The organism is Nonomuraea sp. NPDC050404, from assembly GCF_040655495.1.
In the GTDB taxonomy this organism is placed as follows: Bacteria; Actinomycetota; Actinomycetes; order Streptosporangiales; family Streptosporangiaceae; genus Nonomuraea.
Window position 1 is genome coordinate 153,530 of the sequence record NZ_JBFAKB010000006.1, and the last position, 16,971, is coordinate 170,500.

At 70.8% G+C, this 16,971-nt stretch carries 13 protein-coding genes; 5 read left to right on the forward strand and 8 right to left on the reverse strand.

The genetic code is table 11. The features are described 5' to 3' along the window. Window position 1 precedes the first annotated feature (1 nt). The 4 genes from AB0I81_RS17915 to AB0I81_RS17930 all read right to left on the reverse strand — a co-directional run bounded on the left by AB0I81_RS17915 (window position 2) and on the right by AB0I81_RS17930 (window position 5,023). Window positions 2–1,606 (reverse strand): ABC transporter substrate-binding protein, encoded by a 1,605-nt coding sequence (locus AB0I81_RS17915; protein WP_360657591.1) that lies wholly within the window; start codon window positions 1,604–1,606, stop codon window positions 2–4. Window positions 1,607–1,631: 25 nt separating this feature from the next. Continuing rightward, window positions 1,632–3,332 (reverse strand): hydantoinase/oxoprolinase family protein, encoded by a 1,701-nt coding sequence (locus AB0I81_RS17920; protein WP_360657594.1) that lies wholly within the window; start codon window positions 3,330–3,332, stop codon window positions 1,632–1,634. After that, a complete protein-coding gene (locus AB0I81_RS17925) occupies window positions 3,325–4,395 on the reverse strand; it encodes a DUF917 domain-containing protein (RefSeq protein WP_360657597.1) in 1,071 nt (356 codons plus the stop codon). Before AB0I81_RS17925 ends, AB0I81_RS17920 begins: the two co-directional genes overlap by 8 nt. Window positions 4,396–4,588: 193 nt before the next feature. Further along, window positions 4,589–5,023 carry an RpiB/LacA/LacB family sugar-phosphate isomerase gene (locus tag AB0I81_RS17930; RefSeq protein ID WP_360657600.1) on the reverse strand — a complete coding sequence of 145 codons (435 nt, stop codon included), beginning with the start codon at window positions 5,021–5,023 and terminating at the stop codon, window positions 4,589–4,591. 296 nt (window positions 5,024–5,319) lie between these two features. Between AB0I81_RS17930 and AB0I81_RS17935 the strand changes: the two genes are divergently transcribed. Continuing rightward, complete coding sequence (locus AB0I81_RS17935; protein WP_360657603.1) at window positions 5,320–6,540, forward strand: amidohydrolase; 1,221 nt, start codon at window positions 5,320–5,322, stop codon at window positions 6,538–6,540. A gap of 27 nt (window positions 6,541–6,567) precedes the next feature. Then, a complete protein-coding gene (locus tag AB0I81_RS17940; RefSeq protein WP_360657606.1) occupies window positions 6,568–9,111 on the forward strand; it encodes a Tex family protein in 2,544 nt (847 codons plus the stop codon). A gap of 211 nt (window positions 9,112–9,322) precedes the next feature. Here the strand turns inward: AB0I81_RS17940 and AB0I81_RS17945 are convergent, their stop codons facing one another. Next, window positions 9,323–10,021: a hypothetical protein gene (locus AB0I81_RS17945; protein WP_360657608.1), complete on the reverse strand. Its 699-nt coding sequence runs from the start codon at window positions 10,019–10,021 to the stop codon at window positions 9,323–9,325. A 60-nt stretch (window positions 10,022–10,081) separates the two neighbouring features. Between AB0I81_RS17945 and AB0I81_RS17950 the strand changes: the two genes are divergently transcribed. Then, complete coding sequence (locus AB0I81_RS17950) at window positions 10,082–11,188, forward strand: hypothetical protein (protein ID WP_360657611.1); 1,107 nt, start codon at window positions 10,082–10,084, stop codon at window positions 11,186–11,188. On the opposite strand, the gene AB0I81_RS17955 is transcribed toward AB0I81_RS17950, so the two are convergent. From AB0I81_RS17955 to AB0I81_RS17965, 3 genes are all read right to left on the reverse strand, one after another. Beyond that, complete coding sequence (locus AB0I81_RS17955; protein WP_360657614.1) at window positions 11,185–12,258, reverse strand: spore photoproduct lyase family protein; 1,074 nt, start codon at window positions 12,256–12,258, stop codon at window positions 11,185–11,187. The two genes, AB0I81_RS17950 and AB0I81_RS17955, sit on opposite strands and share 4 nt — an antisense overlap. 13 nt (window positions 12,259–12,271) lie before the next feature. Then, window positions 12,272–13,003 (reverse strand): DNA-formamidopyrimidine glycosylase family protein, encoded by a 732-nt coding sequence (locus AB0I81_RS17960; protein ID WP_360657617.1) that lies wholly within the window; start codon window positions 13,001–13,003, stop codon window positions 12,272–12,274. A gap of 70 nt (window positions 13,004–13,073) precedes the next feature. After that, entirely contained in the window at window positions 13,074–13,772 is a 699-nt protein-coding gene (locus AB0I81_RS17965) for a TetR/AcrR family transcriptional regulator (RefSeq protein WP_360657620.1), read from the reverse strand. Between the two features lie 86 nt (window positions 13,773–13,858). On the opposite strand from AB0I81_RS17965, the gene AB0I81_RS17970 reads away from it, so the two are divergent. Together AB0I81_RS17970 and ilvD are read left to right on the forward strand one after the other, a co-directional pair. Beyond that, complete coding sequence (locus AB0I81_RS17970; protein WP_360657623.1) at window positions 13,859–15,070, forward strand: saccharopine dehydrogenase C-terminal domain-containing protein; 1,212 nt, start codon at window positions 13,859–13,861, stop codon at window positions 15,068–15,070. Between the two features lie 75 nt (window positions 15,071–15,145). Beyond that, window positions 15,146–16,795, forward strand: a complete 1,650-nt coding sequence (ilvD, locus tag AB0I81_RS17975) for a dihydroxy-acid dehydratase (RefSeq protein ID WP_360657626.1) — start codon at window positions 15,146–15,148, stop codon at window positions 16,793–16,795. Window positions 16,796–16,971 lie beyond the last annotated feature (176 nt).

Sequence of the window (16,971 nt, forward strand, 5' to 3'; positions counted from 1 at the left end):
GTCAGCTTGCGCGCGAGAGGTCGTGGACGAAGACGACGTTCGGATAGGCGGGGTTCTCCACGAAGCCCTGGACGTCGGCCGACAGGACCCGCTGGTAGCTCTGCACGTACGGCACGGCCACCGCCGCCTGCTCCTGCACGATCTGCTGCTGCAGCTTCTGGAACTCCCGGTCGGCGGCGAGCTGGTCGGTGGCCGTCAGCTCGGGCAGCTTCTCGATGGCCGCGTCGATCTCGTCGTCGTCCAGGTAGGACAGGTTCATCTGCGGCTTGTCAGAGCTCTTGAAGACGTTGTTGAACCACGAGTAGGCGTCCGGATAGTCCGGGTACCAGTACATGACGAAGATGTCCTGGCCCTGCTTCTTGCCCAGGTCCCACTGCGCGTTCCAGTTCATGGCCTTGGCGTCCAGCGTGATGTTGAGGTTCTTCAGCGTCGAGCTGAGCAGGGTGACCAGTAGTTTCTGGTCCTCGTCGCCGGCGCCGTAGGTCATGCTGAGCTTGAGCTCCTCGTGGTCGGGGCCGTAGCCGGCCTCGGCGAGCAGCGCGGCCGCCTTGGTCAGGTCCTGCTTGGGCTCCATGCCGGCGACGTGGCCGAGCAGGCCCTTCGGCACCAGGCCGCTGGCCTTCTCCCCCGCGCCCTCCAGCGCCGCCGCGAGGCCGTCGTAGTCGATCGCGTGTTGCAGCGCCTGCCGTACCCTGACGTCCTTGGTCGGGCCCTCGGCCGTGTTGAACAACACCAGCAGGTTCTGGAACGACGGCGACTTCGTGGTCTGCACGCTCTGCGTTTCCGCGGCCTGCTTGAACAACTGCGGGTTCAGCCGCCGGACGAAGTTGACCTCGCCCTGCTGCAGCAACTGCCAGGCAGTGGTGATCTCGGGCGTGACGCGGAAGCTCACCTTCTTGTACTGCTCCGGCTTCCAGCCGCCCCAGTAGCCCTCGTACGCCTTCAGCGTGAGCTCGTTCTCCTTGCCCTTCTGCCAGGTGTCGATCGTGTACGGGCCGGTGCCGGCGCTCTTCTTGCCGTCCGGGTCCACGGCGTCCACGTCGTAGATCCAGGCGGCGTAGCCGGAGGAGGTGGCCAGGTCGAGCGGGGCGGCGTACTTGAGGGTGAACTTGAGCGTGCTCGCGTCCACGGCCTCGATCTTGTCGACCGGGTCCCAGATGTAGGCCGCGCCGCCCTTCTTCTCGATCGTCCGCTCGATGGCCTTCTTGGCGGCCTCGGCGTCCAGGGCGGCGCCGGAGTGGAACTTCACGCCCTGCCGCAGCTTGAACGTCCACTCCTTGCCTTCACCGGCGGACTTCCACTCGGTGGCCAGCAGCGGCACGACCTCCCCGTTCTTGGAGTCGTACCTGGTCAGGCCCTCGTAGATGTTCGCCATGGCGACGATCTCGTTGGAGTAGGAGGTGGCCGGGTCCCAGTCGGTGACCACATCGTGGTTGGGCGCGTAGACGAACGTGGCGTCGTTGGCCTGCGCGCCGGGGCTGCCGCTGCCCTGCTGGGGCTGTGGCGTCCCGCCGGCGCCGCGCACCTGGCCGCCCGCGCACGCGGATGCGGTCAGGGCCAGGACACCGGCTAGCCCGGCGACGAGCAGACGCTTGTGCCAGCGCATGGTGGGGGGATCCTTTCGAAGTGTGTCACCGGGCGAGGGGTCCGGCGGCTTTGACGTGCACCCGCACGGCGGGCTCGGAGAGATAGCTGAGCGGCACCTCTAGGAGATCCACGATCTCGACTCCGGAGGGGTCGGCGCCCGCCGCCACGGCCCGTGCCCGTGCCTCCTCCTTGGCGCTCTCGATCGCCGCCGACCTGCCGTCTCCCGCTGGCAAGATCGTATCCACTCTGCCGCTCGCGAGTGCGATGGCCGCCCCTACGGCGTTGGCGACCTCGGCGTGTTCCGGGCGGATCACCTGGCTTGCTCCGGGGATGTGGTCGGGCAGCAGGAACGCGCCGCCCCCCACCGCCACCAGGGGTCGGTCGGTTCTGCCGAGTGACATCCGGTCCACCGCGTCGGTGATCATCTCGTCGGCTCGGGTAACCGCGCTTTCCAGAATGTCTGCGATTTCTTTCGACATGTCGGGAGTGTCGCTTTCGGGGGCTTCGAGCGCGCTGTTCGAGGCTTCTCTGGTGCTGCCGGGGGCTTCTCGGATGCTTCCGGGGCCTTCTCTGGTGCTGTCGGGGCCTTCTCTGGTGCTGTCGGGGACTTCGAGCGCCAGGATGGACTCCTTGAGGCGCTCACGCCACCCCTCGGCCTCGGCCGTGGGCGGGACCCGGCCCGCCGCCACGGCCGCGTCCGTCATCGTGGCCGTCGCCCCGCCGAACACCAGCGCTTCCCGCCCGATCCGGTAGCCGACCGAGTCGGGCCCGACGCCCGTGCCACGCACCAAGGTGCCGCCGCCCAGCGCGATGGCCAGGATGTCGGGCATGCGGAAGTTGGTCAGCACCCCGCCGATCTCGACCGCCGCCGCCGACTCCCTGGGGAAGCCGCCGGCCAGCACGCCGAGGTCCGTGGACGTGCCGCCCACGTCCACCACGATCGCGTCCGCCACGCCCGACAGGTACGCCGCGCCGCGCAACGAGTTCGCCGGTCCCGAGCCGATCGTGGAGACCGGCAGGCGCGCGGCCTGCTCCAGCGTCATGAGCGTGCCGTCGTTCTGCGCCAGGTACGGGCGCGCCCCGAGTCCCCGTTCGGCCAGCGCCGTCACCAGGGCCTCTGTCACGTGGGCGGCGACGCCGTACAGGGCGGCGTTCAGCACGGTCGCGTTCTCGCGTTCCAGCAGGCCGAGTGAGCCGATCTCGTGGCTGAGCGACACCGGCAGGCCGTACTCGGTCCGTACGAGCTCCTCGACCCGCCGCTCGTGCCCGCCGTCCGCAGGGCTGAACACGCTGGTGACGGCCACGGCGTCGGCCGTCACCCCCCGCATGAAGCGGCGGACGGCGTCCAGGTCGAGCGGGCTGATCTCGCGGCCGTCCACGTAGTGGCCGCCGGGCACGATGGCCTCGCCCGCCGAGACGGCCTCGCGCAGGTCGTCCGGCCAGTCGGAGAGCGGCGGCACGGAGGTGGTGGCGGGCGCGCCGAGCCGCAGCACGGCCACGCGGCCGAGACCGCGCCGCTCCAGGATCGCGTTGGTGGCGTGCGTGGTGCCCAGCATGACCCGCGTGACCTCGCCCGTTCCCGCCGGCAACTGGGCGAGCACGGCGTCCAGCGCGGCCCGCAGGCCGTCGGTGACCCCGGGCGTGGTCGGGCGCTTGGCCTTGGCGATCACCCGGCCGTCCGCGTCGAGCACGACCGCGTCGGTGTTCGTGCCGCCGACGTCGATCCCGATGGTCAGGTCAGCCATGCGCCGTCAGCTCCTCGACGGGTACGTAGTCCAGGTCGTATCCGAACGCCCGTGGCCCGGCCGTCTCCAGGCCCTTCTGGGTGCGCCAGAGCGGGTCGCATGGCCAGGCGAGCACCGTGACACGCTGGCCGTAGCGCAGGCCCTCGGTCTGTACGGCGGCGGCGGTCTCGGTGTCCACGACGGTGATGAGGTCGGGCACCATCGCGCGTGCCCGGCCGTCCTCGATCGCGACCAGGTTCTCGTTCTGCAGTTCCAGGGTCAGGCGGCGGCCCTTGTCCGCGCCGGTGCCCTCGATCGTGGCGGTACCGCGTACGAACCCGCCTGTGGTGCGCCGCTCCACATCGGTCAGCTTGCCGGTGATCAGCCTGGCGGCGCCCAGAGTCTTCCGGAGCGCGCCCAGCGGATCGGCCGCGCTCCGCGTGGCCCGGCCGATCTCCAGGGCGCGCGTGACCGTGCCCTCGATGACCGCGCCCCTGGCCCGTTTGGCGGTCAGTACATAGTCGGACATGATCGCGTGTGAACCGGCGGCCACACAGACGGCCCGCGCGATGCGCTCGGACCAGAGGCCGTCAACGGGGCGGATGGTGACCACGTTGCCCGCGACGTCGGACATGACCACGAGGTCGGCCGGGATCCCGGCCACGTACATCGAGATCATCTGGACCTCGGGAAAGGCCCGTCCCATACCGTCGGCGTCGAGCAGCGGCAGCCCGAGCTGGGCGGCCCAGGCGACCGGCGCCACCCCGTTGGCGCCCCCGATCTCGGAGGACATGATCGCGCTCGGCGGCCGGCCGAAGATGCGCTCGACCTCCTCGGCGACGCGTCTGGGCTCGTCCTCGCCGTGGATCATCTCGTGGCTGACGGTCGGCGCCCCGATGCCCGACAGCGGCATGATCAGCGCGTCGCCCGGCAGGTCGCCCAGCGCGACCAGGGGCACGGGACCGTGCTCCCTGACGGCCCTGACCGCGGCCAGCGATCCGGTACGCACATCGCCCCCGCCACCTGTGCCCAGCACGGCGCACCCTCGGGCAAGGGCCGGAATATCGTTAACGTCAATACTCATATGGCGCCACAACCAAGCACATACCGGCCCAATACGCCAGTCTCACACTCTGGCAGCGGCGATCTCGGATGTGATCGAGATGGCTTCAGACCCGACCGAGAGCGTCAGATCTGGTCGAGGCGGGCCTCAAGTGCGATCGAGGCGGGCCTCAGCTCTGGCCTAGGTGGGGCTTCCGCTCCGGCCAAGGTAAGCGTCAGATCTGGTCGAGGTGGGCGATGTTGGCCAGGTCGGCGGAGTCGACGCTCGGCCGGCCCTCCAGCCAGGCGTCCAGGATCTCCTCCAGCACCACGTCCGAAGTGAGGCGGAGGCTGAGGGCCAGCACGTTGGCGTCGTTCCACCTGCGGGCGCCGTCGGCGGTGTAGGCGTCCACGCACAGCGCCGCCCGCACGCCGGGCACCTTGTTCGCCGCGATCGACGCGCCCGTCCCGGTCCAGCAGCAGACGACACCCTGGTCGGCCCGCCCCTCACCCACGTCTTTGGCGGCCAGTTCGCAGGCCCACGCCCAGTCGTCGCGCTCGTCCTCGTTCAGCGCGCCGTGAGTCACGACCTCGTGGCCCCGCCTGCGCAACTCCGACACGACCCGCTCGGCCACCCCGTCCTTGCTGTCGGCGGCCACCGAAATCCGCATGCGCCCTCCCGGTTGCTCACCCCACATCTACCACCACCGCCGCCGCCCCACCCGCCCGGGAGCCACGCTGACAGCGGACATGCCACCCGGACCCCGGCCTCCAGCGGACTTCGCCACCCCGGACCCCGGCCTCCAGCGAACGTCGCCACCCCGAATCCCGCTTCCAGATGACATTCCCACCCCGGAACCGGGCCCGCAGCGGACATTCCACCGACATTCCACTCCCGAGCCGGACATTCAGAACCGTCCCATCGGAGTCAGCGAAATCGTCGGTCCCGCCCTTTAGGGTGCTGGACATGACCGACGTGCTGCTCCGTGGCGGGCTCCCGTGGGGTCTTGGCGCGCCCGCCGACATCCTGGTCCGCGACGGCCGCATCGCCCGGGTCATCCCACGCGGCCGACCACCCGGCCCGGCCGCTCCGGCCGCCGAGACACCCAGGACACCCGAGGCATTCGGGGCACCTGGGGCCATGGTCTTCGACGTCGAGGGGCAGCTCATCCTGCCCGGCCTCGTCGAGGCGCACTGCCACCTGGACAAGACCCTCTACGGCGGGCCATGGGTGCCCCACTCGGCCGACGACACGCTCGCCGACCGCATCGCGACCGACCTCGGCCGGCGCGCGGAGCTGGGCGTCCCGAGCGTGGCCAGGATCGGCGCGCTGCTCCGGCAGATGAGCGAGGCGGGCACCACCCACGTCCGTACCCACACCGACATCGACCCCGCGGCGGGACTGCGCGGCGTGGAGGCGGTGCGCGAGGCCGCCGCCGGCTGCCACGTGGACGTGCGCCAGGTCGCCTTCCCCCAGCACGGCCTGCTCACCAACCCGGGCACGGCCGAACTGCTGGAGGAGGCGCTCAAGAGCGGGGTGGAGGCGGTGGGCGGGCTCGACCCCGCGGGCATCGACCGCGACCCGGTGCGCCACCTCGACCTGATCTTCGGCCTGGCGGGCCGCTACGGCACCCATCTGGACCTCCACCTGCACGACGGCGGTTCGCTGGGCGGCTGGGAGCTGGAGCTGATCATCGAAAGGACGAAGGCGCTCGGGCTCGGCGGCAAGGTGGCGGTCAGCCACGCCTACGCGCTGGGCCAGCTCGACGAGGCATACCAGGACCGGCTCGTACAGGGCCTGGCCGAGGCGGATGTCGCGGTGGTGACCGCGGCCGTCTACAACTTCCCCGTACCCCCGATCAAGAAGCTGAGGGCCGCGGGCGTCACGGTCGCCGTCGGGCACGACGGCATCCGCGACCTCTGGGGCCCCTACGGCAGCGGCGACATGCTGGAGCGGGCGATGCACGTCGCCTACCGCAGCACGTTCCGCAGGGATGACGACATCGAGCTGGCGCTGGAGGCGGCCACCGTGGGCGGCGCGCGGGCGCTCGGGCTCGACGACTACGGCCTGGCTCCGGGCGACCGGGCAGACCTGGTCGTGGTGCCCGCCGGGAGTCCGGCGGAGGCTGTGGTCGTTCACCCTGGGCGCACTCTGGTCATGAAAGACGGCGTCGTCCTGCACAATTGACCGGCGGGACCATCGAAAGGCAGGCAAGTGCTCTCTATTCACCAGCGGATCGCGGCAGAGCTCGACGTACGCGACGGGCAGGTGCAGGCGGCCGTCGATCTGCTCGACGGCGGCGCGACCGTGCCGTTCATCGCGCGATACCGCAAGGAGGTCACCGGCGCCCTCGACGACGCGCAACTGCGCACGCTGGAGGAGCGGCTGCGCTATCTGCGCGAGCTGGAGGAGCGCAGGGCGGCGATCCTGGAATCCATCGAGTCCCAGGGCAAGCTCGACGACGAGCTGCGCGAGCAGATCATGGCGGCCGAGACCAAGGCCAGGCTCGAAGACATCTACCTGCCCTACAAGCCCAAGCGGCGCACCAAGGCGCAGATCGCCCGTGAGCTGGGTTTGGAGCCGCTGGCCGACCAGCTGCTCGCCGACCCCACGCTCGACCCGGCGGCGACGGCCGAGGGCTTCGTCACCGAGGGCGTGGCCGACTCGGGCGCGGCGCTCGAAGGGGCCAGGGCGATCCTGATCGAGCGTTTCGCCGAGGACGCCGACCTCATCGGCGGCCTGCGCGAGCAGTTCTGGAGCCGCGGGCAGCTGGTGTCGAAGGTGCGCGAGGGCAAGGAGGAGGCGGGGGCCAAGTTCTCCGACTACTTCGAGTTCGGCGAGCCGTTCACGAAGCTGCCCTCGCACCGGATCCTGGCCATGTTCAGGGGCGAGAAGGAGGAGATCCTCTCCGTCACCCTGGAGCCCGACGAGAGCCCCGACTACGAGATGCGCGTCGCCTCCCGGTTCGGCGTCTCCGACCAGGGCCGCCCGGCCGACAAGTGGCTCGGCGAGACCGTGCGCTGGGCCTGGCGCACCCGCATCCTCGTACACCTGGGCATCGACCTGCGCATGCGGCTGTGGCAGGCCGCCGAGGACGAGGCGGTGCGGGTGTTCGCGGCCAACCTGCGCGACCTGCTGCTCGCCGCCCCCGCCGGCGCCCGTCCCACGATGGGTCTCGACCCCGGTCTGCGTACGGGCGTGAAGGTCGCCGTGGTGGACACCACGGGCAAGGTCGTCGAGACCGCCACCATCTACCCGCACGAGCCCAAGCGGCAGTGGGACCAGTCGCTCGCGGTGCTGGGCGCGCTCGCGCAGAAGCACGGGGTCGAGCTGATCGCCATCGGCAACGGCACGGCCTCGCGCGAGACCGACAAGCTGGCCGGCGAGCTGGTCCAGCACATGCCGGGGCTCACCAAGATCGTGGTCTCGGAGGCTGGCGCCTCGGTCTACTCGGCCTCCGCCTACGCCTCGGCAGAGCTGCCCGAGCTCGACGTCTCGCTGCGCGGCGCGGTCTCCATCGCCCGGCGGCTGCAGGACCCGCTGGCCGAGCTGGTCAAGATCGACCCGAAGTCGATCGGCGTCGGCCAGTACCAGCACGACCTGGCCGAGTCCAAGCTCTCCCGCTCGCTCGACGCGATCGTGGAAGACTGCGTCAACGCCGTCGGGGTGGACGTCAACACGGCCTCTGCGCCGCTGCTCACCCGCGTGTCGGGCATCGGCTCCACGCTGGCCGAGAGCATCGTCAGGCACCGTGACGACAACGGCGCCTTCCGTACGCGCGCCGCGCTGAAGAGCGTGCCCCGGCTCGGGCCCAAGGCGTTCGAGCAGTGCGCCGGGTTCCTGCGGATCGCGGGCGGCGACGACCCGCTCGACATGTCGAGCGTGCACCCGGAGGCCTACCCGGTGGTGCGGCGCATCCTCACCTCCGCGGGCTCCGACCTCAAGACGCTGATCGGCAACACGGCGGCGCTGCGCTCGCTCAAGCCGCAGGAGTTCACCGACGACACCTTCGGCCTGCCGACCGTCACCGACATCCTGCGCGAGCTGGAGAAGCCCGGCCGCGACCCGCGCCCCGCCTTCAAGACCGCGGCCTTCAAGGAAGGCGTGGAGAAGATCTCCGACCTGACGGCCGGCATGATCCTGGAGGGCGTGGTCACCAACGTGGCCGGCTTCGGCGCGTTCGTCGACGTCGGCGTGCACCAGGACGGGCTCGTGCACGTCTCGGCCATGTCGCGCAACTACGTCGAGGACCCGCGTGACGTGGTCAAGCCCGGCGACATCGTCCGCGTCAAGGTCCTCAACGTCGACATCCCCCGCAAGCGCATCTCCCTGACCCTGCGCCTGGACGACGAGACCACGGCGGACCAGGGCGGCGACGCCCCCCGGAGGGGCACCGGCCGCCAGGGCCGCCCCGACGGCAACCGGGGCGACGGCGGTCGCGACGGTGCCGGTCGTGACGGCTCTGGTGGTGGCCGCGGCGATGGTGGCCGTGGCCAGGGCGCCCGCGGTGACGGCGGCCGACGCGAAGGCGGCCGGGGCGACGGAAACCGGGGCGACGGCCAGCGCGGCAACGGCGGCCGGGGCGACGGTGGCGGTCGTGGTGACGGTCAGCGCGGCAGCGGCGGAGGTCAGCGCGGTCGTGGTGACGGCCAGCGAGATGGTCAGCGCGGCGGACAGCGCCGCCAGGACCGTCCCGCTCCGACGGGCGCCATGGCAGAGGCCCTCAGGAAGGCGGGCCTGGGCGACGACAACCGCTAACCGCTTTTCCGCACATCATCACCTCTGAGCTGCGACGACGCGGCACACGAGGAAACGGGCCGGCACTGGTCCACACGAGAGGCGCCGGGCAGCCAGTTCAAGGCTTGCCCGGCGCCCACTCGGGACACCACCAAGCCGAGCCGTCCTGCCGACGACCCACGCACGGCGCGCCTTGTTCATCTCCGCGGCCTGTCACGGCCGCCCGCCGGAATCACCGGCTGACGGGGTATGCCTCCAGCTTGAGCAGCCAGTTCTGGAAGCCGAAGTTGCTTCCCGCGGCCAGCTTGAAGATGACCTGGAGACTGGAGTCACGCACAAGGGCGGCGTCGAAGGGGAAGTGCATGGTGCGGATGGTGGTGACGCTTCCCCATTCCTCAGCGCTCATGGCGGTGGCATAGCGATGATTGTCGCTCTGCGGGTGAGGTTGCTGCCCACCGAAGGTGATGTCGAGCAACCCCGCGGCGTTGCCGCCGCTCACCGGTCGACTGATCAGAACCTCGGCGGTGAAGGTGGCCACGATCAGGCCGCCTTGCAGCGAGTAGCCGGGGCCGAGATGCCAATCGAGCTTCGCCCCGGGAAGCTCCTGCCACTTGTCTATGACGCTGGATTCATGGCGTTCCGAACTCCATGCCACCCCGGCCTGCGTTGGGAGCACGTTGCCGAAAGCGAACGCCTGGCCGACATCAGGCATGATGTGTAGCCCTTCTGCTGGTCCGACTGGGGACGATGCTGGCCGGTGTGCTTCACCTCCCGCATCGGCCAGGCGATGGCGTCGTTGTTCGCTGACCAGAGCTTCATCCTCGGCAGGTGAACGGGCCAGATCCGGGCTCTGACCAATACCGGACAATTCCGCGCGGTCCGGAGTCAACCGGCTCGTTGACGAGAGGCCGGGGTGCGTGGAACGGCCCACGCCCTGGCGATCGATCCTTCCGTACGCTCTGCCGGTGCGCCCTGGCGATACGGTTCAAGGGTGAGCAAGACTGCGTTCGACACGGCGATCACTCAGGCCCGCGACCTGCTCAGATGGCGCTCTCCGCTGCGTACGGAGCTCTGGGCGGCCCGGCTCGGCGCCGATCTGGAGGCGTCCGGGCAGATCAAGGCGTTCTTGAGGTGGGCGGAAGAGGATGGCGGTCAGGAGGCGCGCCTCGCCTTGGCGGCCCTCGCGGCGGTCAATCGTCCCACCGGTGCGCGGGCTGAACAGGCCGACGAACGCAGGGGCTCCGACGACACGGACTGGGACGGCTTTCCGGCAAACGACGTGCTGGCAGACGACGCGGCTCATGCATATGCGATGGCCGGGGACGGAGTGGTTGAGAGCCTGCCCGGGTGGGTGCGGCGGATGGGCCAGGTCAGGTGCGACGGGGCCTGGGCCGGTAAGGGCGATCCTTATGGCGAGCAGGTTCTGGCGGCGCTCTCCTTCCGTTATGAGAACGGGAAGGAACCTCACGTCCTGGTCGTCGGCATTGATCAGCCGAGCGGCGGCCTGGCCGTGGACGCGCTCGTCGAGGAGGCGAAGTTCCTCGATGGGCTGGATCTTCGGCCGGACGATCCCGTGACGGTCGCGCATCGCATCCTGGACGCCGTTGAGCTGACCGACCGGGTGATGGGCGCGCAGGTGGCCGACACGCTGCCCGCCGTGCGGGCGTTCGCGATCACCCGCGCCCGCTCCACGTCCGGTCAGGAGCCTGCCGACGCCCGCTCCGTGTCCGGTCAAGAGCCCGCCGGTGCTTCCCACACCGGGCCCGCAAGCATTTCGTTGGCCGAGGTCGGCGAGTTGCCCGATCTTCCCGGGGCGAAGGAGGCGTTCGGGAAGCTGGCAGAGTTCGTGGGTGACCGGCCACTGTGGTGGAGCCCGGCCAGGGTCTCGCAGTTCCTGACCCAGTGGCTGCCGAGGGAGGCGATCCTCTCGGACGAGGCGATCGCGGCCATGCCCGAGGTCGCCCGCGCCTGGACCCGCCACCAGGGCGCTCACCCAGTCGTGCTCCGCCAGATCGACGCGGACGCCCCTGGTCTCCCGCTGCTCATGGCCGACGACTCCCTTGCCTCACTCAACAAACGCCTGGCCCGCAACCGTTAGAAGGCGTACCGGATTCGGCAGTAAGGGAGGCGATCGGCGATCAGGTCGGTCAGAGCCGCCACGTAGCGGCCCTTGCGGCCGTTGCGGTAGCGGACGTTCCAGCCGCCCGTCTCCGATCGCTTGGCCTGCTGCAGCTCCGGCCGCCACAACACCTCTTCCGCCTTCGGATGCCACCCCAGGTTGACCTCGTGCAGCCGGTCGTTGTGGGTCAGGAAGATCACCTCGGCGGCGAGTTGCCGGCGCGCCTCGGGGCTCAGGGCGTCGTCGAGGTGGCCGAGCAGTTCGGCCCAGTCCTCAAGCCACCCATCGCGTACGACCACAGGGCTGAAGTTGACGTGCACCTCGTACCCGGCGGCCACGAAGTCGTTGATGGCCTCCAGCCTGGCTGCGATCGGCGAGGTGCGGATGTCGAGGAGTTTGGAGTCGGCCACCGGCATGAGGCTGAAGCGCACCCGGGTGCGGCCCTTGGGCTCCCAGGCGAGCAGGTCGCGGTTGACGTACTTGGTGGCGAAGCTGGCCTTGGCGTTGGGCAACCGGCCGAACAACTCCACCAGGTCCCGCACGTTGTCCGACACGGTGGCGTCGAGCGAGCAGTCGGAGTTCTCCCCGATGTCGTAGACCCAGGCGTGCGGGTCGATCTGGTCGGGCTCCGGCTTCACGCCCTGCCGGCCCGCGTGGCGCTCGACGTACCCGAGGATCTTGTCGATGTTGGCGAAGACCGTGATCGGGTTGCCGTAGCCCTTGCGGCGCGGCACGTAGCAGTAGGCGCAGGCCATCGCGCAGCCATTGGCCGTGGAGGGCGCGATGAAGTCGGCCGAGCGGCCGTTGGGCCGGGCGGTCAGCGACTTCTTGACCCCGAGCACGAGGGCCTCGGTCTTGATGCGCACCCAGCGGGCCACGTTGGCCTCGTCGCCGTACAGCTCGGAGATGCGATGGTGGCTCTCGACCTCGACGAGCTCAGCTCCGGGGAAGCGGGCCAGGATCTCCCGGCCGCGCGGCAACTCGGCGGCGGCGGGCTCCACGTAGATGCGGCGGATGTCCAGCAGAGGATTACTGATCGTGGTTGCCATGTCACTGTCCAGGCTACCCGGGCTGGTCAAGTGGGCAGGCGTACGCCGTTCTGGAGGCCAGCTGCCAGGTCCGTACGGCCGCGCCGCAGCGGCGGCAGCGCTCGCGCTTGTAGACCCAGCGTTCGTCGGGCGCGGCCGGGTCGCTGACCACCTGCCCGGCGTCGCGCCCCAAGGCCATGTACGTGCCCGCCGCCTCCCACAACCGCCCGGCCACCGAGGCGTCCACGTCACGGGCCCCGGGATGCAGGCCGACCAGGAACAGCAGCTCGGCACGCCAGGCGTTGCCGATGCCCGCCCACACCTTCTGGTCGAGCACGGCGGCGCCCACGGCCCCGCGAAAGGCCGTCAGCCGCCGTACCGCATCATGGGCGGAGGCGTCGGAGCGCAGCGGGTCGGGACCCAGTGAGGCGCGCAGCGCGGCGACGTCCGGCGCGGAGAGCCCCTCGCACCGGATGGGGGCGATGAGGTCGTAGGCCGCCTCGTCCGTGGCCAGCCGCAGCCGGGTCCCGCCCCGGGGCGGCGTGTCCGGGTCGTCGTGGCGCAGGAAGATCCCCCGCATGCCCAGGTGCACGTGGACGGCGGGAGCGTCGTCGAAGTGGTAGAGCAGGTGTTTGCCCACCGCCTCGACCGAGCGCAGCAGCCGTCCGTCGTAGGGCCGGGCGTCGAAACGCCCCTGCGGGCCGGCGGCGCGCAGGACGTGACCGGCCAGGGCGGCGTGCTGCTCGCGGGCGTGGCGGTGAATCAAATGACCTTCTGGCACACATGAGGGCCTACCCCGCGCCAAGGGCCGCCGCGCCGAAGGACGGCAGGCCGGGCTACCCCGTGAGCTGGGCCGCCGCGCTGGAGAGCAGCATGTCCAGGGCGGTCGGGTACGCGCTGTCGTTCATCCTGGCCACCAGCAGCGGCGCGGTGGCGGCGATGTTGGGATGGGTGCCGGCCGGCAGCCGGGCGTAGGTCTCGCGCCACACCTCCTCATCGGCCTCCCGCGCCGCCTTCGGCAGGGCCAGCGTGGCGGCGTCGAGGATGGCGAAGGCCAGGCTCTGATCGATGAAGGCGTGGTAGATCCGTACCGCGTCCACGTCGGCGAACCCGGCCCCGCGCAACACGCCGAGGATCGTCTCGTCGCCCGCCACCTCGTTCGGCCGGCCGGTGACCCGGCTGGCGGTCAGCACGGCGGCCTGCGGGTGCGCCAGGTAGGCGTGGTGGATGCGCAGGCCGAGCTCGCGCAGGTCGGCCCGCCAGTCGCCGGTGGGCAGGAAGGAGGCCATCGCGTGGCCGAACAACTCGTCGGCGATGGCCAGGATCAGGTCGTCCATGCCGCTGAAGTAGCGGTAGACGGTGCTGGCGTCGGCACCCAGCGCGAGGCCGAGACGGCGGGCGGACAACCCGGCGGCCCCGTGCTCGTGCAACATGCGCAGCGCGGTCTCGACGATCAGCGCGTGCGTCAGCACCTGCCCCCGCTTGGTCGGACGCCGCCGCCGGCGCGCCGACTCCGGCACCACGCGCTTGGCCACCGCCGCACTCCTTATGCCAACGCCATTGACGTTGACCAGCATACGGACGTTGGATGGCCGAAAGCCGCCAAAGGGGATTGATCGTCATGCGAGTTCTTCTTGTGGGAGCAGGCGGCGTGGGAACCGCCATCACCCGCATCGCCGCCCGCCGCCCGTTCCTCGACCACATGGTGGTCGCCGACTGCGACCTGCCCCGCGCCGAGTCGGCCGTCGCCACCCTGGACGACCGGTTCACCCCGGCCATGATCGACGCCGCCGACAGCGGGGCGGTCACCGGCCTGCTGGCCGAGCACCGCTGTGACGTGCTGCTCAACGCCACCGACCCGCGTTTCGTGCTGCCGCTGTTCAACGCCGCCCTGGAGGCCGGCGTCGACTATCTCGACATGGCCATGTCGATGTCCAGGCCACACCCGGAGCGCCCGTACGAGGAGGTCGGGGTCAAACTGGGCGACGAGCAGTTCGCCGAGGACGGGACGTGGGCCGCGCGGGGCAGGCTGGCGCTGGTCGGCATGGGCGTCGAGCCCGGCCTGGCCGACGTCTTCGCCCGTTATGCCGCCGACGAGCTCTTCGACGAGATCGAGGAGATCGGCATCAGGGACGGCGGCAACCTCACCGTGGACGGCTACGACTTCGCGCCCTCCTTCTCCATCTGGACCACGATCGAGGAGTGCCTCAACCCGCCGCTCATCTACGAGAGGGAGCGCGGCTGGTACACCACCGAGCCGTTCAGCGAGCCGGAGGTCTTCGACTTCCCCGACGGGATCGGCCCCGTGGAGTGCGTGAACGTCGAGCACGAGGAGGTCGTGCTGGTGCCCAGGTGGATCAGGGCGCGGCGGGTGACGTTCAAGTACGGCCTGGGCGAGGAGTTCATCGGCACCCTCAAGACCCTGCACGCGCTCGGCGTGGACCGCACCGAACCGGTCTCGGTCAGGACCGACCGGGGCACCGCCCGCGTCTCCCCGCGCGACGTGGTCGCCGCCGTGCTGCCCGACCCGGCCGGGCTGGGTGACCGCATGCACGGCAAGACCTGCGCCGGCACGTGGGTGAAGGGCGTCAAGGACGGGCGGGCGCGCGAGGTGTACCTCTACCACGTGGTGGACAACCAGTGGTCGATGCGTGAGTACGGCTCCCAGGCCGTCGTCTGGCAGACCGCCGTCAACCCGGTGATCGCCCTGGAACTGCTGGCCGGCGGGGTGTGGAAGGGCACGGGCGTGCTTGGGCCCGAGGCGTTCGAGCCGCGGCCGTTCCTGGACCTGCTGGTCGAGTACGGCTCGCCGTGGGGCCTGCGCGACCAGTGAGGGGGCCGGGGAGCACCTGCCGGACCGGGCACAGGATCATTGAGGTGCCGAAACCCGTACATCGGAGGTATTTCCTTGAGCATCGCCGACGATCCCGACCGCGCACCGGCCCGGAGCCACCTGTACGCCATGGGCATGTCGGAGGAGGAGATGCGCCGCCCCGTGGTCGGCATAGCCTCCACCTGGACCGGCACCATGCCCTGCAACCTGAACCACCGCGAGCTGGCCGCCCAGGTCGCCGAGGGGGTACGGGCCGCGGGCGGACTGCCGATGGAGTTCAACACCATCGCGGTCTCCGACAACCTCACCATGCACACGCCCGGCATGCGCACCTCGCTGGTCAGCCGGGAGGTGATCGCCGACTCCATCGAGCTCATGGGCCGCGCGCACGAGTTCGACGCGCTGGTGGCGATCGTGGGCTGCGACAAGACCGTGCCGGCCGGGATCATGGCGCTGGCCAGGCTGGACGTGCCGTCGGTGGTCCTGTACAGCGGCAGCATGATGCCGGGCCGCTGGCGCGGGCGGGACGTGACGATCCAGGACATGTGGGAGGCGCTCGGCGAGCGCGCGGTCGGCCGGATGGACCAGGACGATCTGGACGACCTGGCCAGGCACGCCTGCCCCGGCGCCGGCACCTGCGCCGCCCAGTACACCGCCAACACCATGGGCGCCGTCGCCGAATTCCTCGGCCTGGCGCCGTTCGGCATCGGCGACATCCCGGCCGTGGCGCAGGAGAAGAACGCCGCGGCCCGGCGGATCGGCGAGATCGCGATGGAGGCGCTGGCCCGCGACGCCCGCCCCTCGCGCGTGCTCACCGAGGACGCCCTGCACAACGCGATCGTGTCGGTGGCGGCCATGGGCGGCTCGACCAACGCCGTGCTGCACCTGCTGGCCATCGCCCGCGAGGCCGGGCTGCCGCTGGAGATCGACCGGATCGGCGAGGTCTGCCGCCAGGTCCCGATCATCACGGGGCTCAAGCCGAGCGGCGGCGACGCCACGGCGCTGGACCTGTGGCGGGCCGGCGGCACCTCGCTGGTGGTGCGCCGCCTGCTGGAGGCGGGGCTGCTGCGGGAGAACGCCACGCTGGTGGACGGACGTTCGCTGGCCGAGGTGGCCGGGCAGGCGCGGGAGACGCCGGACCAGCAGGTCGTGGCGAGCGCGGAGCGGCCGTTCAAGCGGCGCGGCGCGCTGGCCATCCTGCGCGGCTCGCTCGCGCCCGGCGGCTGCGTGCTGAAGCTGGGCGGCAAGGACGACTTCCGCCACGAGGGCCCCGCCAGGGTGTTCGACTCCGAGAACGACTGCTACGTGGCCATCCAGGAGGGCCGGATCGTGGCCGGGGACGTCATCGTGGTCCGGTACGAGGGCCCGGCGGGCGGTCCCGGCATGCGCGAGATGCTCTCGATCACCGGCCCCCTGGTCGGCCGGGGGCTCGGCAACTCCGTGGCGCTGGTCACCGACGGCCGGTTCAGCGGGGTCTCGCACGGGCTGGTGATCGGGCACGTGGCGCCGGAGGCGTACCACGGCGGGCCGATCGCGCTGGTCCGCGACGGCGACACGGTGGTGATCGACAGCGCGGCCGGCACCCTCGACCTGCTGGTGCCCGAGGAGGAGCTGGCCGGGCGGCTGGCCGCGTGGCGGCGGCCGGAGCTTCCGGTCGAGCGCGGGGTGCTGGCCAAGTACCGGGCCACGGTCGGCTCCGCCTCCGACGGCGCGATCACCGTCTGAGGGCTCGGGATCGAGTTGTCGGCGTGGGCGGCTATGCTGCGCATTGACCTTTGCCGCGCCCGCAACAGAAGGAGACCTACGCGATGTACAAGGAGTTCGCCGTCGAGGCCGTGATGTGGATCGTCCCGGTCGTGGTGCTGATCGGAGTGGCGCTCCTCGTCACCGCGTGAGCCCCC

Coding starts and splice junctions, on each gene's coding strand:
- AB0I81_RS17955 (WP_360657614.1), bottom strand. CDS start 12,258: ATGGCAACCACGATCAGTAATCCTCTGCTGGACATCCGCCGCATCTAC.
- AB0I81_RS17970 (WP_360657623.1), top strand. CDS start 13,859: ATGCGAGTTCTTCTTGTGGGAGCAGGCGGCGTGGGAACCGCCATCACC.
- AB0I81_RS17920 (WP_360657594.1), bottom strand. CDS start 3,332: ATGGCTGACCTGACCATCGGGATCGACGTCGGCGGCACGAACACCGAC.
- AB0I81_RS17925 (WP_360657597.1), bottom strand. CDS start 4,395: ATGAGTATTGACGTTAACGATATTCCGGCCCTTGCCCGAGGGTGCGCC.
- AB0I81_RS17935 (WP_360657603.1), top strand. CDS start 5,320: ATGACCGACGTGCTGCTCCGTGGCGGGCTCCCGTGGGGTCTTGGCGCG.
- AB0I81_RS17915 (WP_360657591.1), bottom strand. CDS start 1,606: ATGCGCTGGCACAAGCGTCTGCTCGTCGCCGGGCTAGCCGGTGTCCTG.
- AB0I81_RS17930 (WP_360657600.1), bottom strand. CDS start 5,023: ATGCGGATTTCGGTGGCCGCCGACAGCAAGGACGGGGTGGCCGAGCGG.